The organism is Pigmentiphaga litoralis (assembly GCF_014651835.1).
Lineage (GTDB): Bacteria > Pseudomonadota > Gammaproteobacteria > Burkholderiales > Burkholderiaceae_B > Pigmentiphaga > Pigmentiphaga litoralis.
Window position 1 is genome coordinate 2,859,575 of record NZ_BMXQ01000001.1, and the last position, 26,567, is coordinate 2,886,141.

Genomic DNA, 26,567 nt, shown 5'->3' on the forward strand with positions numbered 1-26,567 from the left:
GCTTTACATATCAAGCCGGCCACAGCGTCGGATAACTGAGCAGCGATACACGGTCGACGACTGCATGGTGTTACGTTGATCGCAAGAAATACACTGCCTGCTTTTTATTTTCAGCAATCGCGACAACAATATCGGCATGGCCAACTTCCTTGAATATCAGCCCACTCGAGAGAATTACTGGCGATCGATCGTATTATTCGGCCGGAACGTCGCCTCCTATAAATTTGCCCTCGCACATGCTCTTTTGGAGCTTAGAGACCAGGGAAGCGACTTTGTCTCACTAGAAGATCTATCAGAGCCGTTCGCCCGTCATCTATGCGGTCATTTGAAAGCTGCTCCCAAGCAGTCGACCTCTTCCAGCAGTCGTTATTTGAGTGCGTGCGCCAAGTTCAACTCTGGCGAGCTATCTGCGGTTGAACTTCATGTAGCTACGCAGCGATTTGGATTCAACAACGTTCTTGATGCATTTCACGTCGTAAATCAGCAGCCGACAAACGTGCGCTTCTTCGTAGACGAGCGAAAGATCAACGGCGGCATACGCTTAACTGAAGAACTGCTGTCTTTAAAGGCTGGCCCCGACCGAGTTGCTTTAATCGATGAGATCGACGCTCGCTGGAGACTGGTTGAAACAGCTTGGGATCTGGGCCTATCCAAGCAGCTTATCAGGGTCGAGCACGATGACGATGCGCAATTTTTATGGGTGTTGAAAGATCGACGTCGAATCTCTGTAACCTCGTCGCGAGCCGCACTCAACGGATATCAGAAAGGTCGATGTTTTTACTGCTTTCAAGCAATTTCGATAACGAACTCCGCTGGTCCGCTCGCCGATGTTGACCATTTCATTCCCCATGTCACCGGAAGAAGCCTACCAAGACTGATAGTGGATGGCGTCTGGAATCTCGTGCTTGCCTGCCGTGATTGCAACCGTGGCTCATCAGGCAAGTTTGCGCGTTTGCCCACCACAGGGTTGCTGGAACGGCTCCATCAGCGCAACGAATTCTTGATTTCGAGTCATCATCCCTTGCGCGAGACATTGATCGCGCAGACGGGAGCAACGGACAGCGAGCGACGCTCATTCCTGCAGGCGATACACAGTGAGGCCAAGGCCAACCTGATTCACGTCTGGGAGCCGCCACAAAGAGGAGATCAGACAATTTGAATGCCAACGAGTTTTACGAAGAGAACGCAGAGCTGTTCATCTCCCAAACACGCGATGCGGACATGAGCGCAGCCTATGCGGAATTCGTTCGCCGCTTGCCCGCGGGGGGATCGATTCTTGACGCAGGCAGTGGATCAGGTCGCGACTCCGCATGGTTCAAGGCACATGGATTCAAGGTTGAGGCGTTCGATTCGTCTCCGGCCATGGTGCAGGCGACTGAGAGCTTTGCCGATGTTCCAACAAGGCTCATAAGATTCGAGGAGTTCGAATGGGAGCATCCTTTTGACGGTATTTGGGCATGCGCCTCCCTGCTTCACGTGGCTCGCAGTTCGTTTTCCGGAGTTATCAATAGATTGGCTTCCGCCTTGAACGATGAAGGTTCTATTTACTGCTCGTTCAAACTCGGTACGCAGGAGCGCGTTTTGAACGGCCGGTACTTCAACGACTTTGACGAGCGCTTATTGGTCGAGGCGCTCAGTCATACCCGCACCTATGCCGCAGCTATGTGGCGCACGAACGATGTTCGTCCTGACCGAGCAAACGAGAATTGGTTGAACGCCCTGCTCAGTAAGAGGCGAGCGCCGACCAAAAGCGCGCTGGCCGCGAATCATCTCTAAAGCCCTACCAGCCCCGCTTGCGCAATCCTTCCGCCGTAACCGCGTCCGCCGGCTTTGCCAGCAAGCCACCCCGGCCGTTGAGCAGCACCGTGTACTGCGCGTTGTCGAACATGGGCATCCAGGTGGCGCTGCCGAACTGCGCATCGACAAACGGCAGCCAGGTCGGGAATTGCTTTTTGAGCGACCACAGATCGGGCGCCGCTGCGTTGCCGAGTTCGTAGACGGTGCGTGGCGCGGTGCGTTCCTGCTCGACGGCGTCATAGCGGCCCGACAGGCGCTCCAGCCGATACAAGGACGGCACGCCGGCCAGCGCCGCCGGCAGCTGCCAGCGCAGCACCCGGGCGTCCATCATCCAGGCATCCCCGTTGACCGTGAACTCGTGCACCGCTGGCGGAGCGCCAATCACGTCATGGCTATTGAGCGTGACCGTCGCCAGGAATTGCTGCGGACCTTGCTGCTTGAGCGTGATGACCGCCACGGGTTCGTCGTCGAACAGTTGCAGGTAGCGATAGACCGTGAAGCCCAGAAAGGCAGACAGCAGGCCCGTCAGCAACACCAGCAGCCCGATGAACCGGCGCACGGGCCGCAGACGCGGGCCGGCATCGCGGCGGGGCCGGCGGCCGCCGAACAGCCACATCGACCCGATCAGGATCAGCACCAGTGCCAAGGCGGTGAATGCGACAAACGGAGAGATCTCGGGCATGGGCTCGCTTCAACTTCAGGAAAGGGATTCGGTGATCGGTTGGCGCGGTGACACTTTGGCGCCCGGCGCGCAGCGCACGGCCTTCATGGCTCGGCCGACGCCGACAACAACGACGGGGCCGCCACCGCGCGGCCGATGCGCCGCCCGGCGTCGATCACCATGTCGTTGAGCTGCGTCTTGTTGACCAGGTCATAGCGCTGCTTGCGCAGCACGGCAGCCACCGCAGCCAGGATGGCGCCTTCCGCATCGAACACCGGCGCGGCCACGGCCACCACGCCAGGATCCAATTCACCGATCGACACGGCGAACCCCTGCTTGCGGATGGCTGTCCAGCTGGCGCGGCGCTCGGCCAGGTCGTCGGGCGACGGGTCCAGATCCGCAATGCCGCGCTGGTAGATGCGCTGCTGCTGCGCCCGGGGCAACCACGCCAGCAGGCATTTGGACAGCGCACCGCGCAGCAGCGGCATGGGCCGGCCGCGGCCATAACTCAGGCTCATGCCTTCCGGTCCGGCGTGGTGGTGGGTCGTCACGAAGTGATCGCCGTAACAGGCGGCCAGCGTGGCGTCGCCGCCGGTGACCAGCACCAGTTCGGCCATGACCGGCTTGGCGGCCCCAAGCACCGGATCGGCTTCTCGCATCGAATAATCCAGTTCGATGATGCGCGGCCCCAGCCCATAAGCGCCAACGCCAATCCGCGCGATCAAGCCCGCGCGAACCAGTTCGGCAATATAGCGATAGCCAGTCGGCTGCGAGTAGCCAAGACGCGCGCAGATGGTGTCGGCGTCCAGCGTCGGCACGTTCTTTTCAAACAGGGTCAACACGGCCAGCATGCGGGTCAGACTGGACATGGCGGATCAACGGTCCAGCTTGTGTTCGACCAGCAACTGGGTGCAGTCGGCCATCAGTTGTTCGGCCAGCAGCGGGCGTTCGCCCCCTTCGAAAGCCTGACGCAGCGCTGCGCACAGGATGGCGATATGTTCCGGCGCCTGGGTCCGGATCAGCTGCTTGGTGAAGCGGCTGGAATAGCTGAGAAACCGAGCCCGCGTGATCAGGCTGACCTTGCGGTCATTCTTTTGCAGCCAGCGCGACAACACGCTCGCGTGATCGTCGTCGGGCATGTCCCGGCCGGTGCGCTGCCGATCCAGCAAGGGCGCGGCCACGAGGACGAACATCAGGAGCCGGCGGTCCTGGGGCGTAAGGGTGGTCGTAAACATGCAGCAAAGGCCTCATTCGACGCGTCGGCACGTCCGCCGCGCTGGGTGACACTGTAACCCCAGCCGAGGGCAGGGCTGGACGGGAGCGGGCGTCAACCGCGTTCATCGCGCCTGTTAAATCACCAAATGGTTAACTACCTGACGATGACCGGAGGACCATGCTGTCCATCAACCACCTGGATGATCGCCGCCCCGCAGCTGGGCCACCACAGCGGGACCCTTAAGGGTATCTCCGGATCCGGCGGCCAGAAGAACGCATTGACGCGAGGCGCTCCGCTACCGATAATTAACTTAACGGTGAATTAAAAGACAAGGCAGTGGGGCTTCCGTCCAGCGGAACGCCCCTGGCAACGCCGTAGCATCCATCCACAGGAGACAGCATGAACTTCATCCGTGCCACCGTCGGCGCGCTGGCGTGCCTGACAGCCGCTCTGCCGTTTGCCGCGAGCGCCCAAGGCGACTATCCCAACAAACCGGTCCGTGTGATCGTGCCCTTCACAGCCGGCAGCACCACCGACATCATCGCCCGCGCCATTACCGACAAGCTGGGCGCCAGCATGGGCCAGACCTTCGTGATCGACAACCGCGGCGGCGCCAGCGGCACGATCGGGCAGGCCGCAGTGGCCAGTGCCCCGGCCGACGGCTACACGATCATGATCCATTCATCGTCGCACACGGTGAACCCTTCCACGTTTGCCAAGCTGCCCTTCGACACGGTGCGCGACTTTGCCGCCGTCACGCCGATTTCGTCGTTGCCGAATGCGCTGGTGATCTCGCCTTCCAAGAACATCAAGACCCTGCAGGACCTGGTGGCCAAGGCGCGCGCCAAGCCCGGCAGCCTGAACTTTGCGTCGGCAGGACAAGGCAGCGCCACGCACCTGAACGCCGAGAAGTTCAAGATGGCGGCCAAGATCGACGCGACCAACATCCCGTTCAAGGGATCCGCCGAAGCCGTCAGCGAAGTGCTGGCCGGCCGCGTCGACTACTACTTCTCGCCGATCGCTCCGGTCATCGGCCAGATCAAGGAAGGACATCTGCTTGCCCTGGCAGTCGGGTCCCCCAAGCGTTCGGCCGCCCTGCCCGACGTGCCGACCACTGCCGAAGCCGGCGTGCCCGGATCGGAATTCAACTTCTGGATCGGCATGATGGTCCCGGCAAAGACACCGCGCGAAATCGTCAACCGCCTGAACGACGAAGTCGTCAAGGCGCTGGCCTCGCCGGAAGTGAAGGAACGGTTCGCCAAGCTCGGCGCCGATGCGTGGACCATGAAGCCCGAAGCCTTCGATGCCTACATCAAGGAAGAAATCGACGCCAACGCCAAGCTGGTGAAGGCGGCAGGCATCGCGCAGATGTAGTTGCAGGGGACCGGGCGCCATGCCACACGGCACGCCGCATCATGGAACGGGCAGATCGAATTCGACTGCCCGTTTTTTACGCCACTTCGGCCGAGGGTTCCACGCCCTGCTGCCACCCCGACGCGCTCATCACGTTGCGGCCCACGTCCAGCATGTGGGCCCGCATGGCGGCGAAGACGCCGGGCGCATCGCCCTGCTCCATCAATGCCAGCAGTTCATCGTGATGCCGACCCGTCTCGTTGGTGAAGGGCAGACTGCGATAGGTGGCGTGACGCACGCGGTGCACGTGCCACATCAGGTGTTCATGGATGTCGATCAGCGCCGGGTTGCCCGACTCGATCACGATGCGTCGGTGGAATTCGTCATTGACCTTGATGTAAGCGGCGGCGTCGCCCGCATTTACCGCGGCATCCATCTTCGCGACCAGTTTCTTGAGCTTGGCCAGGAAGATGGGCGAACGCTCCCGCGTCGCCTTTTCGGCCGCGGTCGCCTCGAGCACCGCAAGGATGTCGAAGGTGCCTGAGATATCGGCGGCTTCGGGCTTGGTCACGACCGCGCCCACATGCGGAATCAGTTCGACCAGCCCTTCCGATTCCAGCACCCGCAACGCGTCCCGCATCGGCGTGCGCGAGACGCCGAACTGTTCGCACAACACCGGCTCGATCAGACGTTCGCCCGGCTTCCACTTTCCTTCGACGACGTCCTGACGCAGGCGCGGCAGGATCTGGGACACCATGGAAGAACGCGCGACGATGCGTTCGGTGGGCTTGCTCTCGTTCTTTTTTGGCATGACTGACATCGCTTCCGGACCACGGCGCGGCTGGGTGGCGCGTGTTCTCGTGGGCTCGCAGTTTACCGCAACGACGCAAGGCAAAAGGGCGTGGCGACGGCGTTATCGGCTGCCCTGCAGGGCGCGGCAGGCGCTGTCACGCAACTGAAAAAAACCCGTTGACGACGAATCAGGATCGTATACGATATACCAAAATCGAGGCTGGAGAGAGACACTCAGGCTGCCGGCGCCGGGCCGGTCATTCGCAGTTCGGGAGTTGAAAACATGCGTGTCTCACTCAATCAAGACCTGCCGTCCGCCGGCCGGCGCCTTGCCCTTGGCGCCACTGCGCTCAGCCTGCTTGCCTGTGGCCTTGGCCTCGGTTCAGCCGGCTTCGCCCAGTCGCCCTACCCCAGCCGCCCGGTCCGCCTGGTCGCACCGTTTGCGCCAGGTGGCGCGCTGGACATGATCGCGCGCGGTGTCGCGCAGTCGTGGTCGGACCAGATGGGGCAGACCTTCCTGGTCGACAACCGCGCCGGCGCCGCCGGCATCATCGGCTCGACCTACGTGGCGCGCGCCGAACCCGACGGCTATACCCTTCTGCTGGGATCGACCACCACGCACGGCATCAACCCGTCGCTGTACAAGACGATCTCGTACGCCCCCGCCGACTTTGCGCCCGTGTCCCTGATCGCCACGATCCCGCATGTGCTGGTCGTCAACCCGTCGCTGGGCGTCAATTCCTTTCAGGAACTGCTGGCCTACATCAAGAGCCATCCGGGCGCGACCTTCGGATCGGCCGGCATCGGTTCACCGCATCATCTGGCCGGCGAAATGCTCAAGTCCATGACGGGTATCGAAGCGACGCACGTGCCCTACAAGGGTTCCGCCCCCGCGCTGGCCGACCTGCTTGGCGGCCAGATCACTTTTGTGTCAGTCGAATACACCGCCGCCGCGCAGTTCATCAATGCCGGCAAGTTGAAAGCCATTGCGATCGCGACCCACGACCGCGTCCCTGGCCTGAACGTGCCGACCTATCGCGAGCAGGGCCTGCCGGGCTTTGAGGTCACGGCCTGGTACGGCATCTATGCACCCGCCAAAACGCCGCCCGAGATCATCGAGAAGCTCGCCGCCGGCGTATCGAAAAGCGTGCAGGACCCGGCCTTTCGCGACCGGCTGATCACGCTGGGCGCGACGCCCGTGGGCAGCACGCCGACCGACATGGCCGTGTTCCAGAAAAAGGAACTGGCGCTGTGGTCCAAGGCGATCAAGGACTCGGGCACCACCGCGCAATAAGCGCTGCCCGCTACCTGCACCACACCACACCACACACCGTGCGGCCACCCAGGCCGCGCAACAGGAGCATTCATGGACACCTCGTCCCCCGTGCGGCCCCATGGCATCGAATGGCCCGCGCAAGGCGTCAGCCGCGTGCCGTTCCGCGTCTTCAGCGATGAAAGCCTGCACGCCGAAGAACAGGAAAAGCTCTTCAAGGGCGACATCTGGAGCTTTGTCGGACTCGACATCGACGTGCCCAATGTGGGCGACTACAAAACATCGACCGTGGGCGAAACGCCCGTGGTCCTGGTGCGCAGTGCCGATGACCAGTTCAGTGTGTTCGTGAACCGCTGCGCGCACCGCGGCGCGACCCTGTGCATTGAAGAACGCGGCAGCGCCAAACGCTTCACCTGCGTCTATCACAACTGGTCGTATGACCTGGAAGGCCAGCTGAAAACGGTGGCCTTCCATCGCGGCGTCGCGGGCGTCGGCGGCATGCCGGAAGACTTCGACAAGTCCAGGCACAACCTGCGCGCGCTGCGTGTCGAGGTCTTTCAAGGCCTGGTCTTCGCGACCTTCTCGGACACCGTCGAACCCCTGCGCGATTTTCTTGGCCCGCGCATGTGCGAACACATGGAACGCATCTTCCATCGCAAGATCCGCATCCTGGGCAGCTATTCGCAGGTCATGCACAACAACTGGAAGCTGTACATGGAGAACGTGAAGGACTCGTACCACGCGAGCCTGCTTCACTTGTTCTTCACGACCTTCAAGCTGAACCGCCTGTCGATGCGCGGCGGACTGGTCATGGAAGGCGATGGCGGTCATCACATCAGCTTTTCGCAGATGGCGTCGGACACCGGCGCGGGCTATGACGACAGCACCCTGCGCGCGCAAGACGACGAGTTCAAGCTGCATGACCCGAGCCTGCTGAAAAGCTGGCAGGAATTCGACGACGGCATCACCCACGCCATCCAGGGCATCTTCCCCAACCTCGTGATCCAGCAGATCCAGAACTCGCTGGCGATTCGCCTGTTGGTGCCGCAAGGGCCCGAGAAATGCGAGCTGCTGTGGATCCTGTTCGGCTATGAAAGTGATACGCCCGAACAGACCGATATCCGGATTGCGCTCGGCAATCTGGTTGGACCGGCAGGTCTGGTGTCCCTTGAAGACGGCGTGATCGGCAACTTCGTTCAGCGCGCCCTGCATGGAGAAACCGACGGCGAGACCGTGCTGGAAATGGGCGGCCGCACCGTGGAAAACCAGGAATCGCGCGTCAGCGAAGCCTCGGTACGGGGTTTCTGGCAGCGCTACCGCCGGCACATGGACCTGTGATGGAGACGCCTGTGACCACCCTGAGCCAACGCGCCGCGATTACGGCGCTGATCAACGACTACGTGTTCTGCATCGACGACGGCCGCTATGAAGACTGGCCCACTCTGTTCGTCGACGCCTGCCGCTACCGCATCGCGACCCGTGAAAGCGAAGACCGCGGCCTGCCGATCGGCATCCTGTATTGCTCTAGCAAAGGCATGCTGCTCGATCGCGTCTCTGCCCTGCGCAAAGCCAACATTTTCGAGCCGCACCGCTACCGCCATCTGCTCGGACCGACGCGGTTCCTGGGCACGGATGATGATGGCGCGCATCGCGCCGTGACCGGCTTTGCGGTGATTCGCATCATGCAGAACGGTACGACTGACCTGTTCCTGTCGGGGCAGTATGAAGATCGGATGGAAGTCGAAGGCGAGACCGCACGATTCAAGGAACGCGCGGTGGTGCTGGACTCGAAGAAGATCGATACCTTGATCGTGCTGCCGGTGTAGCCGCAGCCTGAGTCACCGACACGGCGCCGCGCACGCCGTGTCATCAAGCGTTCACGTTCGCGCGGTCCAATGTAAACGTTTTCATTGGAGCGCCACCGTGAGCATCAAACAGTTGGCCGCCCGCGCCGACGTGTCGATGGCGACCGTGTCGCGGGTATTCAATTTTCCCGACAAGGTCCGCGCCGATACGCGCCAGCATGTGCTGCGCATCGCGCAGGAACTTGGCTACCTGCCCAACGCCAGCGCGCGCAGCCTGCGCACGCAGCGCAGCAAGGTGCTGGGCATCGTGCTGCCCACCCTGCTCAACCCCGTGTTCGCCGAATGTCTGGACGGTATGGCACAGGCTGCGCGCGCGGCGGGGTATGCGATCCTGCCCATCACCACCGACTACGAGCTGGAACGCGAAGAGCAGGCGGTGCTGCAACTGATCGCAGCCGACGTCGATGGCATGGTGCTGGTGGTGTCGCAGCCCGCAACGTCGCGTGCGCTGGACCGGCTGCGCGCCGCGGCGCTTCCTTATGTGCTCGCCTATAACCGGCACGCGGCCCACCCCTGTGTGTCGGTCGACAACGAAGCGGCGGTCATCGAGATGGTCGCGCGGCTGGTGGCGATGGGTCACCGGCGGATTGCGTTCATCAGCGGCCAGCTGGCGGCGTCGGACCGCGCCATGCAACGTCAGCGCGGTTTTTGCGAGGGCATGCACGCCCACGGCCTGCACGCCGATGACTGCCTGGAAGTGCCCTTTATCGAGACGGCCATTCAGGACATCCGCGCCTTGCTGGAAACGCCCGCCCGGCCGACGGCGCTGGTGTGTTCGAACGATCTGATCGCGATCCGCAGCCTGCGCGCTGCGCACCTGGCGGGCCTGACGGTGCCTGACGACATCAGTATTGCGGGCTTCGACGGCATTGCGCTGGGCAACGACCTGACGCCTGCGCTCAGCACGATCACCCAGCCCAACCACACCATCGGCCGGGACAGCGTGCAATGGCTGGTGGGCGCACTGACCGACGGCCAGGCGCTGGCGCCGCAAGCCAGCCGCCTGCTGCCCCACGGATTCCGTACCGGCGAATCGTGCGCGCGTGCGCCCGATGCTTCCTCTTCCCCGCGGCGCAAGCGCGTCGCTTCTGTTCCTTCCTCGACCCTGGACTCTTCATGCCCACCTTTCTGACCCGTGTCGTCCATGCCACGCTGGCGGCTGTCGCCCTGACCGCCAGCGCCAGTGCCTTTGCCCAGAACGCCATCTGCTACAACTGCCCGCCCGAGTGGGCCGACTGGGGCACGCAGATCAAGGCCATCAAGGCCAAGACCGGCGTGACCGTGCCGCCCGACAACAAGAACTCGGGCCAGTCGCTGGCGCAGATGGTGGCCGAGAAGGCCAGCCCCGTGGCCGACGTGGCTTACCTGGGCGTGACCTTCGCCATCCAGGCGCAGAAGGAAGGCGTGACCGCTGCCTACAAGCCCGCGACCTGGGCCGACATTCCGGATGGCCTGAAGGATCCGCAAGGACACTGGTTCACGATCCATTCGGGCACCATGGGTTTCATGGTCAATGTCGATGCCTTGAAGGGCAAGCCGGTGCCGCAATCGTGGGCCGACCTGCTCAAGCCGGACTACAAGGGTCTGATCGGCTATCTGGATCCCGCCTCCGCCTTTGTCGGCTATGTGGGCGCAGTCGCGGCCAACCAGGCGCGCGGCGGCACGCTGGACGACTTTGCGCCGGGTATTGCCTACTTCAAGGCGCTGCAGAAGAACGAACCTATCGTGCCCAAGCAGACGGCCTATGCCCGCGTGCTGTCGGGTGAGATCGCGATCCTGCTGGATTACGACTTCAACGCCTATCGCGCCAAGTACAAGGACAAGGCCAATGTGCAGTTCGTGATCCCGGCCGAAGGCACGTTGGTGGTCCCGTATGTCATGAGCAAGGTGGCCAACGCGCCGCATGGCGACAACGCCAACAAGGTGCTGGACTTTGTGCTGTCCGACGAAGGCCAGGCACTGTGGGCCAACGCCTATCTGCGTCCGGTTCGCGCGTCGGCCATGCCCAAGGAAGTGCAGGCCCGCTTCCTTCCGGCCACCGAATATGCCCGTGCCAAGAGCGTCGACTACGGCAAGATGGCCGCCGTGCAGAAAGCGTTTTCCGACCGCTATCTGTCCGACGTTCGTTGATCACCACGCAGTTGATTGCATGATGTCTTCTTCCCGCCTGCTGGGCATTCTTGCGGCGCCTGCCGTGGCCTTCGTGGCGGCCTTCTGGCTGCTGCCGGTCGCGCGCCTGTTTACCCTGCCGGCAGCGCAGGGCGGCGCGGCGTATTTCGCCGTGCTGACCCACGGCCGCTATCTGCGCAGTCTGCTCAATACCCTGGGACTGTCGTTGACGGTCACACTCGTCACGCTGGTGCTTGGCGCACTGGTGGGCATCACCCTGGCCCGCCTGCGCTTTCGCGGCAAGGGACTGCTGCTGTCCCTGCTAACCTTGCCGCTGTCCTTTCCGGGTGTGATCGTGGGATTCTTCATCATCCTGCTGGGCGGCCGCCAGGGTCTGGTGGCGGACCTGACGGAATGGCTGGGGCTGGGCCGCAACACCTTTGCCTACGGGCTGACCGGCCTGTTTCTGGCCTACGTCTATTTTTCGCTGCCACGTGCGATTGCCACTTATACGGCGGCCGCAGGCGCCATGGACGCCCAATTGGAAGAAGCCGCCCGGTCGCTGGGGGCGTCGCGCTGGCAGGTGGCCTGCCACGTGTGGATGCCCGGACTGGCGCAGACCACGCGGGCCTGCGGCGCCATCATTTTTGCAACCGCCATGGGCGCCTTTGGCACCGCGTTCACGCTGGCCAGCAAGTTCGAAGTGCTGCCCATCACGATCTATGACGAGTTTACCAACTACGCCAACTTCGGCCTTGCCGCGAGCCTGTCGATCGCACTGGGTCTGCTGACCTGGCTCACGCTGTTCCTGACTCGCGGCGCGGCACGATCCGCCACGACGGGAGCCTGACACCATGCGGCATCCCCGACAACTTCCCCTTCTGCTCCCGGCGCTGACGGTGCTGGTCAGTGCGTTCATGCTCGCGCCGATCGCGCTGTCGGTGCTGGCGGGCCTCGTCAACAACTACAGCGTGGGCATGCGGAGCGGGTTCACGCTGCGCTGGCTGGGCGAGGTGATCGACGTGTATGGCGGCACCATCTCGGCCTCCTTGATGCTGGCTTTGGCCTGCGTCGTTGGCACCCTGCTGCTCGGCATTCCCTGCGCTTATGCACTGGCACGCAGCCGCTCGCGGTGGGCACGGCTGTTCGAAGAGCTGCTGACGCTGCCGGTGGCCGTTCCCGGGCTGGCCACCGCCCTGGCGCTGATCCTGGCCTATGGGCAGATCCGCGGCTTCCGGCAGAGCTTTGCCTTCATCCTGGTCGGCCACATCGTGTTCACCCTGCCCTTCATGGTGCACGCGGTCAGCGCCGCCTTCCGGCGGGATGCGCTGCTGGCCATGGAGGAAGCGGCGCGGTCCCTTGGCGCCTCGTTCACGCGACGCTTTCTGGGCGTACTGGTCCCTGCCGTATTGCCCTCCATCGTGACCGCCAGCCTGATGGTATTCACGCTATCGGTGGGCGAATTCAACCTGACCTGGATGCTGCACACGCCGCTGACCCGCACGCTGCCCGTGGGCCTGGCCGACAGCTATGCGTCCATGCGCATCGAGATCGGCTCGGCCTACACGCTGGTCTTCCTGCTGGTCATCCTGCCTGTCATGCTGGGCCTGCAATGGCTCGGCCACCTGATCGAGAAACACCTTGGAACTTGAACGCACCCGCGTCGACGTCATCGATTGCGCCAAGACCTATCCCGATGGCACCCGCGGCCTGCACCCGACATCGCTGTCGATCGAACCGGGCGAAGTGGTCGCACTGCTCGGGCCGTCCGGTTGCGGCAAGACCACCTTGCTGCGCCTGATCGCCGGCCTGGAAACGCCCGACGCCGGCAGCCGCATCCTGTTCGGGCGCGACGACGTGGTGGCGCTGCCGGTCGAGCGCCGGGGCATCGGCATCGTGTTCCAGCACTACGCACTGTTTCCGCACATGTCGGTCGAAGCCAACATCGCCTATGGCCTGCGGATACGCGGCGTGGCGCCCGATGTGCAGCGCCGCACCGTGGGCGAGCTGATCGACCTGGTGCGGCTGAGCGGACTCGAGAACAAGCGGCCTGCTGAACTGTCGGGCGGCCAGCGCCAGCGGGTTGCCTTGGCTCGCGCCGTGGCCGTGCGGCCCCGCGTGCTGCTGCTTGATGAACCCCTGACGGCGCTCGACGCCAAGCTCAAGGAATCGCTGCGGGACGAATTGGCCGAACTGCTGCGCCGACTGCACATCACCGCCATCCACGTCACGCACGACCAGCAGGAAGCCCTGGCCATCGCTGACCGCCTGGCCGTCATGCAGGCCGGGCGCATTGTGCAGGTCGGCGATGGCGAGACCCTGTACCGCAATCCTGCGCATCCCTTCGTCGCCAGTTTCCTGGGACGCGTCAACCGCTTGCGCACCGATGCCGGCGGTCACGGGGTGCACCTGGGCGGCCAGCCGCAGGCGTACCCTGTCGGCATGACGTCCGCACCGCCACCCGCCGAGCTGCTCGTCCGCCCCGAAGACATCGATGTCGGTGCGGTGCAGGCCGCATGGGGCGTGGCCACGGTGCTGCGCCGACGCTTTCTTGGCGAGCGGGTGCATCTGACGCTGAAGCTGGCCGACCAGCCCGACCTGCATGCCGACGTGGACCGCGATCACCCGGCCCAGGTCGGCGACCGGGTGGGCGTGCGCATCCGCGACGGCCGGCTCATGCCCTGCCTTGATGCCCTGGCCTGACACTCTGCCATCACACTCCGCCTTGACACCGTTACGCTGCTGACCACCACGACCATGCCCACGACTTTTCTCGTCCAGCTGTCCGACACCCATATTCGTGAACCGGGGCAGCTTGCCTATGGCCGGCTCGATACGGCGCCGTATCTTGCGCAGGCAGTGACGGCCATCGGCCGGCTGCCCCAGCAGCCCCATGCCGTCGTGCTGACGGGCGACCTGACCGACTTCGGCCGGCCTGCCGAATACGCGCACCTGCGTGCCTTGCTGGCCCCGCTGGCCGTGCCCTTCTATCTCATGCCCGGCAACCATGATGACCGCCAGACCCTGCGCGCGAGCTTTCCCGAGCACACCTACCTGGGCACCGAGGGCTTCGTGCAATACAGCGTGCGCATCGGCGATCTGCAGTTGATCGCGCTCGATACCGTGGTGCCGCAGGCCAGCGAAGGGTCCTTGTGCGCCGATCGTCTGGCATGGCTGGCCGACGAGCTGGACCAGCATCGTGACCGGCCCGTGATCGTGGCCATGCATCACCCGCCCTTTGCGACGCTGATCGGGCATATGGATGCCATCGGTCTGCAGGCAGGCTCGGCGGAGCTTGAAGCGCTGCTGAACCGTCATCCCAATGTCGAGCGCGTCATTTGCGGCCACCTGCACCGCGCGATCCAGGTGCGCTTCGGCGCGGGCATGGCAGTGACCGTCCCGTCGTGCGCCCATCAGGTGCGCCTGGACCTGGCACCCGACGCCGCGTCGTCATGGAACCTGGAACCGCCGGGTTTCGGTATCCACGCCCTGCCAGCCCGGGACGGCGCGCCCGGCGGCCTGGGCCGCATCGTCAGTCACACGGCATATACCGGCACCTTTGATGGCCCCTACCCCTTCCACGACCCCACCGGCGCCCTGATCGACTGAGCCATGCGTATTGCCTTCCTTGACCTCGACCACACCTTGTTGGTGGACGACAGCAACCAGCTGTGGATGGCGTTTCTGCTGCGCCAGAACGCCGTCAGCCCCGCCGCCATGATCCAGCACGAAGGGTTCATGGAAGACTATCGGCGCGGCACGCTCGACTACCCGGCCCTGCGGCGATTCCGGGTGGAACTCGATGCCTCCCTGCCTGCCGATGCCGAGCTTGGCTGGCGGCGTGCCTTCGAACAGGATCTGCTGATCCCGGCCATCGCGCCCGCCGCGATACCGACGATCACTGATCTGAAAAAGCAGGGGCTGATGACCGTGATCGTCAGCGCCACCGGCAGCGCGCTGGTGGCCCCGGTCGCCGCGCACCTGGGTGTCGATCACGCCATCACCGACTGCTTTGGGCAAGACAAGGTCCGACAGGTGGATGCGTGGCTGCACACCCTGGGCACGTCATTGACCCGGCTGGACGACAGCCGCTTCTATAGCGATTCGTTCAACGATCTGCCCTTGCTGCAGGCGGTCAAGCGGCCAATCGCCGTCGACCCCGATGCGCGGCTGATGACCTGGGCAATCCGGCATGACTGGGGGGTGATGTCTTTCCGGACATGACAGCTTCCTGTCAGGAAACCCTACCGAGCGCTCGGGCATTAAGGAGAACGATTCGTATTTCCCCTAGAATCGGCCTCGCGTTTCTCCTTGTCCCTGCCTTACAGGATCTGCCTCATGACCCTTACCGTTACTGCCCGCGCGCGTCTGCTGCGGTCGGCCGTGCTGGCCATCGCCACGTCGGCTACTGCTGTTGCATTGCCTGCGTTTGCTGCCGAAGAAGTCAGCCTCTACACGACCCGCGAGCCCGCGCTGATCCAGCCGCTGCTCGATGCGTTCAGCAAAGAGAGCGGCATCAAGGTCAACACGGTATTCGTGAAGGACGGGCTGCTGGAGCGGGTGAAGGCAGAGGGTGCGCGGTCGCCTGCCGACGTGCTGATGACGGTGGACATCGGCAACCTGGTCGACCTGGTCGAAGGTGGCGTGACGCAACGCGTGAAGTCGCCGACGCTGGATAAAGCCGTGCCGGAGAACCTGCGGGATCCGGCAGGCCAGTGGTATGCCCTGTCCCTGCGCGACCGGGTTCTGTATGTGGAAAAGGATCTGCCGGTGCAGGCCTTTACCTATGAGGCGCTGGCCGATCCGAAGTGGAAGGGCAAGGTCTGCATCCGCGCGGGCCAGCACCCCTACAACACGGCGCTGGTCGCCGCGAAGATCGCGCACGATGGCGTGGCCGACACCGAAACGTGGCTGCGCGGCGTCAAGGCCAACCTGGCGCGCAAGGCAACCGGCGGCGATCGCGATGTCGCGCGCGACATCCTGGGCGGCATCTGCGACATTGGCCTGGCCAATGCCTATTACGTCGGTCACATGAAGAACTCCGCGCCGGGCACCGACGGCCGCAAATGGGGCGACGCCATCAAGGTGGTGCGCCCGACCTTCGCCAAGGGCGGCGGCACGCACGTGAACGTGTCGGGGGCCGCCGTCGCCAGGCATGCGCCGCACGCGGCCAATGCAGTCAAGCTGATGGAGTATCTGGTGTCCGACGCCGGCCAGGCAATGGTTGCGCGCGTCAACTATGAATACCCGGTGCGCGCCGGCATCGCGCTCGACCCGGTCATGGCGTCGCTCGGCCCGCTCAAGGTCGACCCCCTGTCGGTGGCCGAAATCGCGCGTCACCGCAAGCAGGCCAGCGAACTGATCGACAGGGTCGGGTTCGACAACTGATCTTGGCCTGGTCTCAACGAAGGCTGCTCCGCCCCGAACGGGGCCGTGCCGCCGCGATCGCCACGGCGGTCATTGCCCTGATCGTGCTGTCGCCCATCGCGACGCTGGCCTGGTTCGCGCTGGATAACGACTTCGGGCACTGGTCGCACCTTGCCAGCTATGTGCTGCCCCAGGCCCTGGCCAACACCCTGTTGCTGCTGGCCGGCGTCGGGGTGCTGGTGATCTTGCTGGGTACGGGCAGCGCCTGGCTGGTCACTGCCTATACCTTTCCGGGCCGCCAGGCGCTGACCTGGGCGCTGCTGCTGCCGCTGGCGGTGCCCACTTATATTGTCGCGTTTGCCTATCTGGATCTGCTGCATCCAATCGGTCCGATCCAGACGGCGCTGCGGGCCGTGCTGGGCTTTGACAGCCCACGGCAGTTTCGTCTGCCCGACCTGCGATCATTACCCGGCGCCATCTTCGTGCTGGGCTTTGTGCTCTATCCCTACGTGTACCTGAGCACGCGCGTCATGTTCATGAGCCAGGCCGCCAGCCTGATGGAAGCCGCCCGCACGCTGGGCGCAACGCGGGCAGAAGCCTTTCGCCGTGTCGCCTTGCCCATGGCGCGGCCGGCCATCGCGGTGGGCCTGAGCCTGACACTGCTTGAGACCCTCAACGATATTGGCGCATCCGAATTCCTGGGCGTGCCGACGCTGACCGTGGCCGTCTACACCACCTGGATCACCCGGTCGGATCTGGCCGGCGCTGCGCAACTGGCCTTGACGACCCTGGCGATCATCGTGGCGCTGATCCTGCTCGAACGCCACGCGCGACGCCGCCAGCGCTATGCCAATACCCAGCGGATGCGGCCCATGCCGCCGCGTCCGCTGCGCGGCGCGCGGGCAGCCCTTGCCTTGGCCCTGGGCCTGATCCCGGTCGCCATCGGCTTCGTGGCGCCGGTGTCCTACCTGGTGGCCGAGACCTGGACGCGGCTGCACGAAGTCGGCGGCGTGTCCGACGCGTTGCTGGGCGGCCTGCGCAACACCCTGACGGTGGCGCTGGCTGCCACGGTGCTGACAGTGGCCTGCGGCCTGGTCGTCGGGTGGGCCAGCCGCACCCTGCGTGAAGGCGGCGGCTTCGATCCGATCCGCGCCTGTGCCCGCGTCGCCAGCCTGGGCTATGCGGTGCCGGGCACCGTGCTGGCGATCGGCCTGATGACGCCCTTCATTGCCATCGACCGCCTGCTGGGGGCCACCTTCGGCACCACCGGGCTGGTCATGATGGGATCGGTCACGGCGCTGGTGATTACCTGCACCATCCGCTTCCTGGCGATCTCGGCCGGCAGTGTCGATGCGGCGCTGACCCGCATCCCTCCCTCGCTGGAACAGGCGTCGCGCCTGCTGGGCGAGACGGCGGGCGGCACGCTGCGCCGTGTCCACCTGCCTTTGCTGCGGCCCGCACTGGCCGCCGCGGCCCTGCTGGTATTTGTCGATACCATGAAGGAACTGCCCGCCACCCTGCTGCTGCGTCCGCTCAATTTCGATACGCTGGCCACCTGGCTCTATGCCGAAGCCGCCCGTGGCACCTATGAAGAAGGCGCCGTTGCCGCGCTGTTGATCGTGCTGGCGGGTCTGCTGCCCGTCATGTTGCTGGCGCGCACCCAATTGAAGATAGGCCGCTGACCATGTCACTTGCTCCCGTACACCCCGCGCCGCCCGCTGCGCCTGCGCTGAGGCTGGAAAACCTGTTCCTGGCCTACGACACGCCGCACGGCCAGCGCAGTGTCGTGTCGGACTTTTCGCTGGACCTGGACACGGGCGCGATCGGCTGCCTGCTGGGCGCGTCGGGCTGTGGCAAGTCCACCGTGCTGCGCGCCATTGCCGGCTTCGAGCCGGTGCGCGGTGGCCGCATCCTGCTCGATGGCGAGGTGCTGTCCTCGACCACCGAACACCGCGCGCCCGAAACCCGGCGCGTGGGCATGATGTTCCAGGACTACGCCCTGTTCCCCCACCTGACGGTCGCGCAAAACGTCGGCTTCGGCTTGCGGCGCCGGCCCGCACGCGAACGCGCGATGCAAGTGGCCGCCATGCTCGAAATGGTGGGGCTGCCCACCACGGCCGACAGCTTTCCGCACGAGCTGTCGGGCGGACAGCAGCAGCGGGTGGCCCTGGCCCGGTCGCTGGCCGCGTCCCCCGATCTGCTGCTGCTGGACGAGCCATTTTCCAACCTGGATGTGGATACCCGGGAGCACCTGGCGTTCGAAGTGCGGGACATCCTGAAATCGTCTGGCCACACGGCCATCCTGGTCACCCACAACCAGGCGGAAGCGTTTGCGCTGGCCGACCGGATCGGCGTGATGGAAGGCGGGCAATTGCGGCAATGGGATTCGCCGTATAACCTGCACCATCGGCCGGCCGACACCTTTGTCGCCGACTTCATCCGCCGCGAATCGCTGGTCCGCCAGCGCGACGCCGCCCTCGCCCGACAGGGATAAAGTTCCACCATGCGCCTGCTGCTGATCGAAGACGAACCGAAACTGGCGGCGTCCTTGTGCCAGGGGTTGAGCGAAGCGGGCTACCTGGTCGATATCGCGCACGACGGCCTGCATGGCCGCTATCTGGCCATTGAAGGGCAATACGACCTGATCGTGCTGGACGTCATGTTGCCTGGCCTGGACGGCTTTGACGTGCTGGCGGACCTGCGCAAGAAAAAGACGACGCCGGTGCTGATGCTGACGGCGCGCGACCAGGTCGAAGACCGGGTGCGCGGCCTGCACGGCGGCGCCGACGACTACCTGGTCAAGCCCTTTGCGTTCTCGGAATTGCTGGCGCGGGCGCATGCGCTGATGCGGCGGGGGGCCGGCGGCAGCCTGGCCGAACCCGCCCGCGACCGGCTGGCCGATGTGGAACTGGACCCGCGCCGCCGCAAGGCCTTTCGCGCCGGCCGCCAGATCGACCTGACCGCGCAGGAATTCATGCTGCTGGCGTATTTTCTGAAGCGCCAGGGCGAAGTGCTGTCACGCCGCGAACTGGCCGAGCAGCTCTGGGACATGAACTTCGACAGCGACAACAACGTGATCGACGTGGCGGTCCGCCGCCTGCGTCTCAAGCTGGACGAGCCCTTCGACGACAAGCTGCTGCACACCGTGCGCGGCATGGGCTACGTGCTCGAGCGACGCGCGCCGTGAGGCGCTCGCTGGCTGGCCGGCTGGCGGCTGCGCTGGCCCTGGTGTCGCTGCCGATTTTTGCCACCATCGGCGTGTCGCTGCACAGCGGCTTCGAAACGCGCCTGATCGCCGCCGACCACGACCAGTTGCAGACCAAGTCGCGGCTGGTGCTGCAATTGATGGACGAAGCGCACGCCGACAACACACCGGAATCGTCCTACCGGCGCGTCAACGACATGATGCGCGGCCAGGAAGACATGGAAGTCACCTGGCTGCCCGGACCGGCCGATGCTGCCGCCGTGCCGCCTGGACAGCCCTATCGCCGGACAGGCGAAGACGGAGTGGTGCGCGACGCGGTCGACATCGCCCTCACCCATGGCCCGATCGCCCGCGCCCGGCTCGAGGTCGACACCCGTTACCGTGAAGCCCGGCTGCAACGGTATGCCACGGTGCTGCTGGGGGCCGGCCTGGCGGGCGTCCTGCTGACGTCGCTGCTGGGGGCCCTGGTCGCGCACTGGGTCGCCGGCAATCTGCGCCGCCTGTCGGCCGAAGCCCGCGCCATCTCGATCGGCGGCCGGCTGGATACGCGGCACGTGGATGACGAACTGGGCGATCTGGTGGCCGCGTTCAACGACGCGCTGGGCAAGCTCGAGGCCTCCTACCGGCAGATGGAAGGCTTCGGGGCCGACGTCGCGCATGAACTGCGCTCGCCCCTGGCCAGCGCCATCAATGGCGCGCAGGTCACCCTGTCCGCGCCCCGCTCGGCCGACGCCCTGCGCGACGCCCTGGCGTCCAACCTTGAAGAAATGGAGCGCGTCGCCGGCATCGTCAACGACATGCTGTTCCTGGCGCGGGCCGACCAGGGCGAGCGCGCCCGGTCGCTGGAACGGGTCGACCTGGGTCTGCTGGTCGATGGTGTCCTGGCCTATTGCGGTCCGATTCTGGACGACGCGGGCGCGACCGCCAGCCGCGTCGGCCAGGCCACCGCCGTCTGCAATCCGGCCCTGATCCGCCGCGCCATGGCGAACCTGGTGACCAACGCGGTGCGCCATGCCGACGGCGCCCGCCAGATCACGGCCCGCATCGAAGCGTTACCCGGCGCGGTGCGCATTGCTGTTTTCAACACGGGCAAGCCCGTCCCGCACGGGGTGGCCCTGCGCATGTTCGACCGGTTCTACCGCGCCGATGCGGCCCGCTCGGCCCATGGCGACGCGGCCCGGCATGGCCTCGGACTGGCGATCGTGCGCGCCGTGGCCCGCATGCATGGCGGCCACGTGTGGGCCGAAGGCAAGGTGCGCGATGCCGACGGCCAGGGCGTCGAAGGGACCCTGGTGGGCATCGAACTGCCCGGCGCGCTGGCATCCAGCCAGCAACGGCTGCGGGCCGGATGACGGGCGCACGCAACGCTGCGCAGCGCGTCAACACCGGGTTTTCGGCGATACTAGCGGGTTGACACGCCGCGCGACCCCGCGCGCGCACGGTCTTGCCGCCAGGATTCGCCATGGATTACCGCTTTTCTGACCACTTCGAGGACGAGCCGCTCGACGACGCAACGCGCGACTACCTGTTCCAGGACTTCGACGCCGACGATCCCGAAGAAATCAAGGCGCGCGCCTTTTTCAAGGAACGCGGCGCCAAGTTCGACTTCACGGTGGTCGGGGTCGATGTGTATGACGGCGTCAACGAAGACGCACTCATCATCGAGAAATTCGAAAAGACGCTCAAGCTCGGCGCCCACGATCCCGAGTTCGAACGCCTGTACCGGCACCGGGTGTATGTGACCATCATCCGGCAGTCCGGCAAGATCATCGGCTTTGACGAAAGCGCGATTCCCGAAGACTGATCGGGACACGATGGCGCGACACCGCGCCCTCGTTTCAGAGAGTTGAAATGACCTACGCAGTAAAAGAAATCTTCTATACCTTGCAGGGCGAGGGAGCCAATGCCGGCCGCGCGGCCGTGTTCTGCCGCTTTGCCGGCTGCAACCTGTGGTCGGGCCGCGAGGCCGACCGCAGCACCGCTGTCTGCACCTTCTGTGACACCGATTTTGTCGGTACCGACGGCACGCTGGGCGGCAAGTACCCGCAGGCGGACGCCCTGGCCGACGTGATCGCGAGCCAGTGGCCCGATGAGCCCGGCGGAACCCGGCTGGTGGTGCTGACCGGCGGCGAACCCCTGCTGCAGGTGGATTCCGCCCTGATCGACGCGCTGCATGCGCGCGGCTTCGAAATCGCGGTCGAGACCAATGGCACGATCGCGGCGCCCGACGGCATCGACTGGATCTGCGTCAGCCCGAAAAGCAGCGCCCCGCTGAACCAGACCCGCGGCACCGAACTGAAAGTCGTGGTGCCGCAGGCGGAAGTCGACCTGCTGGCGCTCGAAGCCCTGCCCTTCGAGCATTATTTTGTCCAGGCCATGGACGGCCCGGACCAGGCCAGGAACGTGCAATGGGCCATCGCCTGGTGCATGCAGCATCCGATGTGGCGCCTGAGCGTGCAATCCCACAAAGTGATCGGTATACGATGAAGTACGAGTTGACCCAGGAGTTCTATTTCGAAGCGGCGCATACCCTGCATCGCGAGATCGAAACCGACTCCAGCCTGCGCATCCACGGGCACACCTATCACGCGGACGTCACGGTCGGGGGCATGCCCGACCCGGTGTCCGGCATGCTGATCGACCTTGGCCACTTCCGCGCGGCGCTTGCGGGTGTGCGCGAGCAGCTCGACCACCGTCTGCTCGACGAAGTGCCTGGCCTGACGATGCCTACGCTGGAAGGCCTGTGCGCCTTCATCGCATCGGCCCTGCAGCCGGCGCTGCCCGGCCTGGTGCGCGTGACTGTCGCCCGGCGCGCGTCGGGCGACCGTTGCACCTTGCATCTGTAGCCACGGGACGCCTCAGGCGCGCCGCATCCCTTCAGCCGCGCCGCAGCGTCCGCTGGAACGATGCAGGCGCTTGCTACTTTCTCGACGCCAAAAATGAGCATGCGGTAAATTGCCGTAGCGCGCGCCGTCGGCCACGCCTCGCGCCGGGCAGCCAGAGCGGGTCCAATATGTTCAAGGGTTGCTCATGGATGTAACGCAACGGAATTGGGTTCGCGTGTCCGGGGAAGGTCCCACCACCGTCCTGTTCGCGCACGGCTTCGGCTGCGACCAGAACATGTGGCGGTTCCTGGCGCCGGACTACGCCAAGCGGTATCGCGTCGTGCTGTTCGACCTGGTGGGCAGTGGCGGCTCGGACCTGTCGGCCTACGATCCCGCCAAATACGACTCCCTGCAGGGCTACGCCAGCGACGTCGTCGAGATCATCGACCAGTTCGCGACCGGACCGGTGATTTTTGTCGGGCATTCGGTCAGCGCCATGATCGGGGTGCTGGCGGACCTGGCCAAGCCTGGCCGCATCGCCGCGCACATCATGATCGGGCCGTCACCCTGCTACATCAACGAGGGCAGTTATGTGGGCGGTTTCACACGCGCCGACATCGACTCCCTGCTGGACACGCTGGAAAGCAACTACCTGGGCTGGGCCAGCACCATGGCGCCCGCGATCATGGGTGCCCCGGGCGAACCGGAACTGTCCGACGAGCTGACCAACAGTTTCTGCCGCACCGATCCCAAGATCGCCAAGCAATTTGCCCGCGTCACCTTCCTGTCGGATAACCGGGCGGAAGTGCGCGAACTGACCACGCCCAGCCTGATCATTCAGTGCAGCGACGATCTGATTGCGCCGCAGTCGGTTGGCCAGTACCTGCACGACGTCCTGCCGGCCAGCACGCTTCGCGTCATCGACAACGTCGGTCACTGCCCGCATTTAAGTGCGCCGTCCGCCTGCATCGACGCCATGGACGACTTTCTGGCGGCGCAGCAAAGGTAGCCCATGACGGCAGGCAACACGCACGATGTCGCGCGGCTGTTCGAGGAAGCGCCCTGCGGCCTGCTGGTGACGCGCGAAGACGGCACGATTGTGCGCGCCAATGCCACTTTCTGCCGGTGGGCCGGCGTGACCGAGTCCGACCTGGTCGGCCAAAGGCGCCTGCAGGACATGTTCACGATGGGTGCGCGCATCTTCCATCAAACGCACTGGGCGCCGCTGTTGCGGATGCAGGGTTCGGTGGCCGAGATCAAGGTCGACATCGTCCATGCCGACGGCACCCGGATTCCGCTCTTGATGAACGCCGTGCGCCGCACCCACGACAGCGGCGTGCAGCATGAAGTGGCGGTGTTCATTGCCAAGGACCGGGCCAAATACGAAAGCGAGTTGCTTCGGGCGCGGCAGCAGGCCGAAGATAGCCTGGCCAGCGAACGGGCGGCGCAGGCCAGCCTGGCGCTTGCGCAGGCCCACCTTCGCAAGGCCGCCGAAGACCGCGCGCACTTTGCGGAACAGATGGTCGGCATCGTCAGCCACGATCTGCGCAATCCCTTGTCGACCATCATGGTGGCGACCGAAGCGCTGCTGCTGGGTCAACATGACGCCAGGCAGCTGAAGCTGCTGCAGTTCATCATGCGGGCATCGGAGCGATCGACCCGTCTCATTGCCGATCTGCTGGATTTCACGCTGGCGCGGGTCGGCCAGGGGGTCCATGTCGCGCCGCAGCCCATCGACCTGCACGACGTCATGTCGCATGCGGTGTCCGAACTGGAGCTTGCGTTCCCGGGCAGGCGCCTGACCTACCGCCATGAAGGTGATGGTGCGTGCATTGCCGATCCGGATCGCATGACGCAACTGTTGGGCAACCTGGTCGCGAATGCGATGGCCTATGGCTCGGCCGATACCCCAGTCGAAGTCATGACCAGCGGCGATGCGCAGGCGTTCCGTCTGGCAGTGCGCAATCGGGGCACGCCTATTGCCGACTCCGTGCTGGCCACGATGTTCGAGCCGATGACGCGGGGCTATGACTTACCGGAGAGCGCCCGCAGCGTGGGCCTGGGTCTGTTCATTGTTCGTGGGATTGCTGCGGCGCACGGTGGACAGGTCGACGTGACCTCCAGCGCGGCGGGTGTCACGACGTTCACTGCCACGTTTCCGCGAACCGGCGTCTAGGCGCCAGGCAGGCAGACGGACCGGTTCAGCGATTTCGAACGGGGGTATCGCTGGAAGGTGCGGGTTCCGTGCCTTTGTCCACCGTGGTGGCCGGGGCGGCCGGCTGAGCCGAAGGTGGCGCGGCAGCCGGGGGTGCCGCAGCAAGCGCCGCGGCGGATGTCGTTGCGGCCAGCGTGGTCGCTTCGGTCTGCGCAAGCAGCGCCCGCACCGCGTCGTCGTCACTGTCGTTGACGGTCAGTTCCAGGTAAATCGCCATGGCCGTCAGCGGCGTGGGCGATTCGACGTGGAGAGCAGCCAGGGCAGCAGCTCTTTCGAAACGGGGACAGGTCATTGGCAAATCCGTGAGGGTGGACAGGCAGCAAGCGGGCTGGCAGTGTGCGCCAACTTCCAGCGTGTGCCCATACGGGGTTACCGATGCAGGTTAACCGAGGTCCGGTGCCAGAATGGGCCCGCGGATCGCGACCTACAGATTTGGTAACCCTTCGGTTTACGAAACGTCGCTTTTCGGGATCATCCGGCTGTTCTAGGATCCTCGCCTTGTCCGTGCGCGCGTGCGCCGCGCGCCAACACTGCCTGACAGGATCCATGACGACTTCCCCCTCTTCCCAGCGCGGGCCCCTGACGGGCATCCGCGTGCTCGACCTGAGCGCCTACATTGCCGGCCCCTACGGCTGCACCCTGCTTGCCGATCAGGGCGCCGAAGTCATCAAGATCGAACCGCCCGTGGGCGACAACCTGCGCAAATACCCGTCCACCCTCGAGGCCGAAAGCCGGGCGTTCCTGGGCGTGAACCGGAGCAAGCTGGGCATTGCGCTCGACCTCAAGCAGCCGGCCGCGCTGGACGTGCTGCGCGACCTGGTTCGCGATGCCGATGTGCTGGTGCACAATTTCCGGCCCAACGTCCCGCCGCGCCTGGGCATCGACTACGACACGCTGCGCGCGATCAATCCGCGGCTGATCTACTGTGCGGTGACGGGGTATGGCGAAAGCGGGCCCCTCAAGGACAAGGCCGGGTACGACCAGGTGCTGCAGACCATGACGGGCATGTGCGTGCTGCAGGGAAAGCAGGACGGCCCGCCGGAGATCCTGTACGGGTCCATCGTCGATTACTACGCGGCCTCCTTGCTGGCAGGCGCGGTGGCGTCGGCCCTGTTCGAGCGCGAACGCAGCGGCGAAGGCCAGTATGTGGGCGTGTCGCTGCTGCGCAGCGCGCTGGCGCTGCAGTCCGCGCGCATGGTGTGGGCCGATGGCGAACCGAAGGACGTGGGCCGCGACATGCGGTCGGGCGGCATCACCGGCATTCATCCGACCCGTGACGGGTACATCTACATTTCCGCCAACACGCCGCATTTCTGGAAAGCCCTGTGCATGAAGACGGCGCTGGACGACCTGCTGGCCGGCGACCGCTACGACACCGTGCGCAAACGCGCCCAGCATCACACCGAAATCGTGCCCAAGCTGCACGCCGCGCTGCAAGCCAGATCGGCCCTGGAGTGGGAAGCCCTGTTCGGTGAAGAAGTGCCCTGCTCGGCCGCCCGGTCGGTCGAGGACATGTTCGACTTTCCCCAGGTGCAGGCCGAAGACATGGTGGCGGTGTTCGAGCATCCGTCGCTGGGTACCTATCGCGGCTTCAAGCGCGCGATGGTGCACGGACGCACGCCCGGGCCCGAGCCGTTCGCGGCGCCGACGCTGGGCCAGCATTCCGACGCCGTGCTGAAGCTGGCCGGCCGCGGCGACGATGAGATTGCCGCACTGCGCGCCAGCGCCGCGGTGCTGTGACGGCGGTGGATGGCAAGTTGTCGGATGCAACGATAACGGATCTGACGATGACGGCGGCAACGATGACAGCGGCAACATTGACGGCGCCAACCGTTGCGGATGTCCACGATCGTGCGGCTGCCGAGGCGATCGATCCGGCGCTGGCGTGC

General features: G+C 64.9%; 29 protein-coding genes. 24 read left to right on the plus strand and 5 right to left on the minus strand.

What is annotated here, in order from left to right; genetic code table 11:
• Window positions 1-136 precede the first annotated feature (136 nt).
• Window positions 137-1,159: an HNH endonuclease family protein gene (locus IE116_RS12995; RefSeq protein WP_189613034.1), complete on the plus strand. Its 1,023-nt coding sequence runs from the start codon at window positions 137-139 to the stop codon at window positions 1,157-1,159.
• A complete protein-coding gene (locus tag IE116_RS13000; protein WP_189613037.1) occupies window positions 1,156-1,776 on the plus strand; it encodes a class I SAM-dependent methyltransferase in 621 nt (206 codons plus the stop codon). Before IE116_RS12995 ends, IE116_RS13000 begins: the two co-directional genes overlap by 4 nt.
• A 4-nt stretch (window positions 1,777-1,780) precedes the next feature.
• Here IE116_RS13000 and IE116_RS13005 read toward each other — a convergent pair whose 3' ends face one another.
• From IE116_RS13005 to IE116_RS13015, 3 genes are all read right to left on the minus strand, one after another.
• Window positions 1,781-2,479, minus strand: a complete 699-nt coding sequence (locus IE116_RS13005; RefSeq protein WP_189613039.1) for a hypothetical protein — start codon at window positions 2,477-2,479, stop codon at window positions 1,781-1,783.
• Window positions 2,480-2,562: 83 nt separating this feature from the next.
• Complete coding sequence (locus IE116_RS13010; RefSeq protein WP_189613041.1) at window positions 2,563-3,327, minus strand: IclR family transcriptional regulator; 765 nt, start codon at window positions 3,325-3,327, stop codon at window positions 2,563-2,565.
• Between the two features lie 6 nt (window positions 3,328-3,333).
• Entirely contained in the window at window positions 3,334-3,693 is a 360-nt protein-coding gene (locus tag IE116_RS13015; RefSeq protein ID WP_189613043.1) for a hypothetical protein, read from the minus strand.
• A 380-nt stretch (window positions 3,694-4,073) separates the two neighbouring features.
• Here IE116_RS13015 and IE116_RS13020 point away from each other — a divergent pair, with 380 nt between their 5' ends.
• Window positions 4,074-5,048 carry a tripartite tricarboxylate transporter substrate binding protein gene (locus IE116_RS13020; protein ID WP_189613045.1) on the plus strand — a complete coding sequence of 325 codons (975 nt, stop codon included), beginning with the start codon at window positions 4,074-4,076 and terminating at the stop codon, window positions 5,046-5,048.
• Window positions 5,049-5,124: 76 nt separating this feature from the next.
• Here the strand turns inward: IE116_RS13020 and IE116_RS13025 are convergent, their stop codons facing one another.
• Entirely contained in the window at window positions 5,125-5,838 is a 714-nt protein-coding gene (locus IE116_RS13025) for a GntR family transcriptional regulator (RefSeq protein ID WP_189613047.1), read from the minus strand.
• A 264-nt stretch (window positions 5,839-6,102) separates the two neighbouring features.
• Between IE116_RS13025 and IE116_RS13030 the strand changes: the two genes are divergently transcribed.
• From IE116_RS13030 to IE116_RS13125, 20 genes are all read left to right on the plus strand, one after another.
• Window positions 6,103-7,113, plus strand: a complete 1,011-nt coding sequence (locus tag IE116_RS13030; protein WP_189613049.1) for a Bug family tripartite tricarboxylate transporter substrate binding protein — start codon at window positions 6,103-6,105, stop codon at window positions 7,111-7,113.
• Between the two features lie 72 nt (window positions 7,114-7,185).
• Window positions 7,186-8,430, plus strand: a complete 1,245-nt coding sequence (locus IE116_RS13035; RefSeq protein WP_189613052.1) for an aromatic ring-hydroxylating oxygenase subunit alpha — start codon at window positions 7,186-7,188, stop codon at window positions 8,428-8,430.
• 11 nt (window positions 8,431-8,441) lie between these two features.
• Window positions 8,442-8,918, plus strand: coding sequence for an aromatic-ring-hydroxylating dioxygenase subunit beta (locus IE116_RS13040; protein ID WP_229828138.1), 477 nt, complete (start codon window positions 8,442-8,444; stop codon window positions 8,916-8,918).
• A 97-nt stretch (window positions 8,919-9,015) separates the two neighbouring features.
• Window positions 9,016-10,089 (plus strand): LacI family DNA-binding transcriptional regulator, encoded by a 1,074-nt coding sequence (locus IE116_RS13045; protein ID WP_189613056.1) that lies wholly within the window; start codon window positions 9,016-9,018, stop codon window positions 10,087-10,089.
• The gene (locus tag IE116_RS13050) at window positions 10,074-11,087 is read left to right on the plus strand and encodes an ABC transporter substrate-binding protein (RefSeq protein WP_189613057.1); all 1,014 of its coding nucleotides are present in this window, start codon (window positions 10,074-10,076) and stop codon (window positions 11,085-11,087) included. Before IE116_RS13045 ends, IE116_RS13050 begins: the two co-directional genes overlap by 16 nt.
• A 22-nt stretch (window positions 11,088-11,109) precedes the next feature.
• Window positions 11,110-11,916, plus strand: a complete 807-nt coding sequence (locus IE116_RS13055; protein ID WP_373303046.1) for an ABC transporter permease subunit — start codon at window positions 11,110-11,112, stop codon at window positions 11,914-11,916.
• Window positions 11,917-11,920: 4 nt separating this feature from the next.
• The gene (locus IE116_RS13060) at window positions 11,921-12,718 is read left to right on the plus strand and encodes an ABC transporter permease (protein WP_189613062.1); all 798 of its coding nucleotides are present in this window, start codon (window positions 11,921-11,923) and stop codon (window positions 12,716-12,718) included.
• Window positions 12,708-13,769: an ABC transporter ATP-binding protein gene (locus IE116_RS13065; protein ID WP_189613064.1), complete on the plus strand. Its 1,062-nt coding sequence runs from the start codon at window positions 12,708-12,710 to the stop codon at window positions 13,767-13,769. Before IE116_RS13060 ends, IE116_RS13065 begins: the two co-directional genes overlap by 11 nt.
• 54 nt (window positions 13,770-13,823) lie before the next feature.
• Window positions 13,824-14,675, plus strand: a complete 852-nt coding sequence (locus IE116_RS13070; protein WP_189613065.1) for a phosphodiesterase — start codon at window positions 13,824-13,826, stop codon at window positions 14,673-14,675.
• A gap of 3 nt (window positions 14,676-14,678) precedes the next feature.
• Window positions 14,679-15,290 carry an HAD family hydrolase gene (locus IE116_RS13075; RefSeq protein WP_189613067.1) on the plus strand — a complete coding sequence of 204 codons (612 nt, stop codon included), beginning with the start codon at window positions 14,679-14,681 and terminating at the stop codon, window positions 15,288-15,290.
• A 114-nt stretch (window positions 15,291-15,404) separates the two neighbouring features.
• A complete protein-coding gene (locus IE116_RS13080; protein ID WP_189613068.1) occupies window positions 15,405-16,454 on the plus strand; it encodes a Fe(3+) ABC transporter substrate-binding protein in 1,050 nt (349 codons plus the stop codon).
• Window positions 16,454-18,115, plus strand: a complete 1,662-nt coding sequence (locus IE116_RS13085; protein WP_373303047.1) for an ABC transporter permease — start codon at window positions 16,454-16,456, stop codon at window positions 18,113-18,115. The genes IE116_RS13080 and IE116_RS13085 overlap by 1 nt, the downstream gene beginning before the upstream one ends.
• Before the next feature lie 2 nt (window positions 18,116-18,117).
• Complete coding sequence (locus tag IE116_RS13090) at window positions 18,118-18,927, plus strand: ABC transporter ATP-binding protein (RefSeq protein WP_189613071.1); 810 nt, start codon at window positions 18,118-18,120, stop codon at window positions 18,925-18,927.
• A 9-nt stretch (window positions 18,928-18,936) separates the two neighbouring features.
• On the plus strand, window positions 18,937-19,620 hold the full coding sequence (locus IE116_RS13095) for a heavy metal response regulator transcription factor (RefSeq protein ID WP_189613073.1): 684 nt from the start codon (window positions 18,937-18,939) through the stop codon (window positions 19,618-19,620).
• Complete coding sequence (locus IE116_RS13100) at window positions 19,617-20,990, plus strand: heavy metal sensor histidine kinase (protein WP_189613074.1); 1,374 nt, start codon at window positions 19,617-19,619, stop codon at window positions 20,988-20,990. Before IE116_RS13095 ends, IE116_RS13100 begins: the two co-directional genes overlap by 4 nt.
• A 110-nt stretch (window positions 20,991-21,100) precedes the next feature.
• Window positions 21,101-21,442, plus strand: coding sequence for a hypothetical protein (locus IE116_RS13105; protein WP_189613076.1), 342 nt, complete (start codon window positions 21,101-21,103; stop codon window positions 21,440-21,442).
• 47 nt (window positions 21,443-21,489) lie between these two features.
• Complete coding sequence (queE, locus tag IE116_RS13110; RefSeq protein WP_189613078.1) at window positions 21,490-22,125, plus strand: 7-carboxy-7-deazaguanine synthase; 636 nt, start codon at window positions 21,490-21,492, stop codon at window positions 22,123-22,125.
• A complete protein-coding gene (locus IE116_RS13115) occupies window positions 22,122-22,484 on the plus strand; it encodes a 6-pyruvoyl trahydropterin synthase family protein (protein ID WP_189613080.1) in 363 nt (120 codons plus the stop codon). Before queE ends, IE116_RS13115 begins: the two co-directional genes overlap by 4 nt.
• A 184-nt stretch (window positions 22,485-22,668) precedes the next feature.
• Window positions 22,669-23,472 carry an alpha/beta fold hydrolase gene (locus tag IE116_RS13120; protein WP_189613082.1) on the plus strand — a complete coding sequence of 268 codons (804 nt, stop codon included), beginning with the start codon at window positions 22,669-22,671 and terminating at the stop codon, window positions 23,470-23,472.
• 3 nt (window positions 23,473-23,475) lie between these two features.
• Window positions 23,476-24,639 carry a PAS domain-containing sensor histidine kinase gene (locus tag IE116_RS13125; RefSeq protein WP_189613084.1) on the plus strand — a complete coding sequence of 388 codons (1,164 nt, stop codon included), beginning with the start codon at window positions 23,476-23,478 and terminating at the stop codon, window positions 24,637-24,639.
• A gap of 25 nt (window positions 24,640-24,664) precedes the next feature.
• Here IE116_RS13125 and IE116_RS13130 read toward each other — a convergent pair whose 3' ends face one another.
• A complete protein-coding gene (locus IE116_RS13130) occupies window positions 24,665-24,970 on the minus strand; it encodes a hypothetical protein (RefSeq protein ID WP_189613087.1) in 306 nt (101 codons plus the stop codon).
• A 254-nt stretch (window positions 24,971-25,224) separates the two neighbouring features.
• Here IE116_RS13130 and IE116_RS13135 point away from each other — a divergent pair, with 254 nt between their 5' ends.
• Window positions 25,225-26,418 (plus strand): CaiB/BaiF CoA transferase family protein, encoded by a 1,194-nt coding sequence (locus tag IE116_RS13135; protein ID WP_189613089.1) that lies wholly within the window; start codon window positions 25,225-25,227, stop codon window positions 26,416-26,418.
• Window positions 26,419-26,567 lie beyond the last annotated feature (149 nt).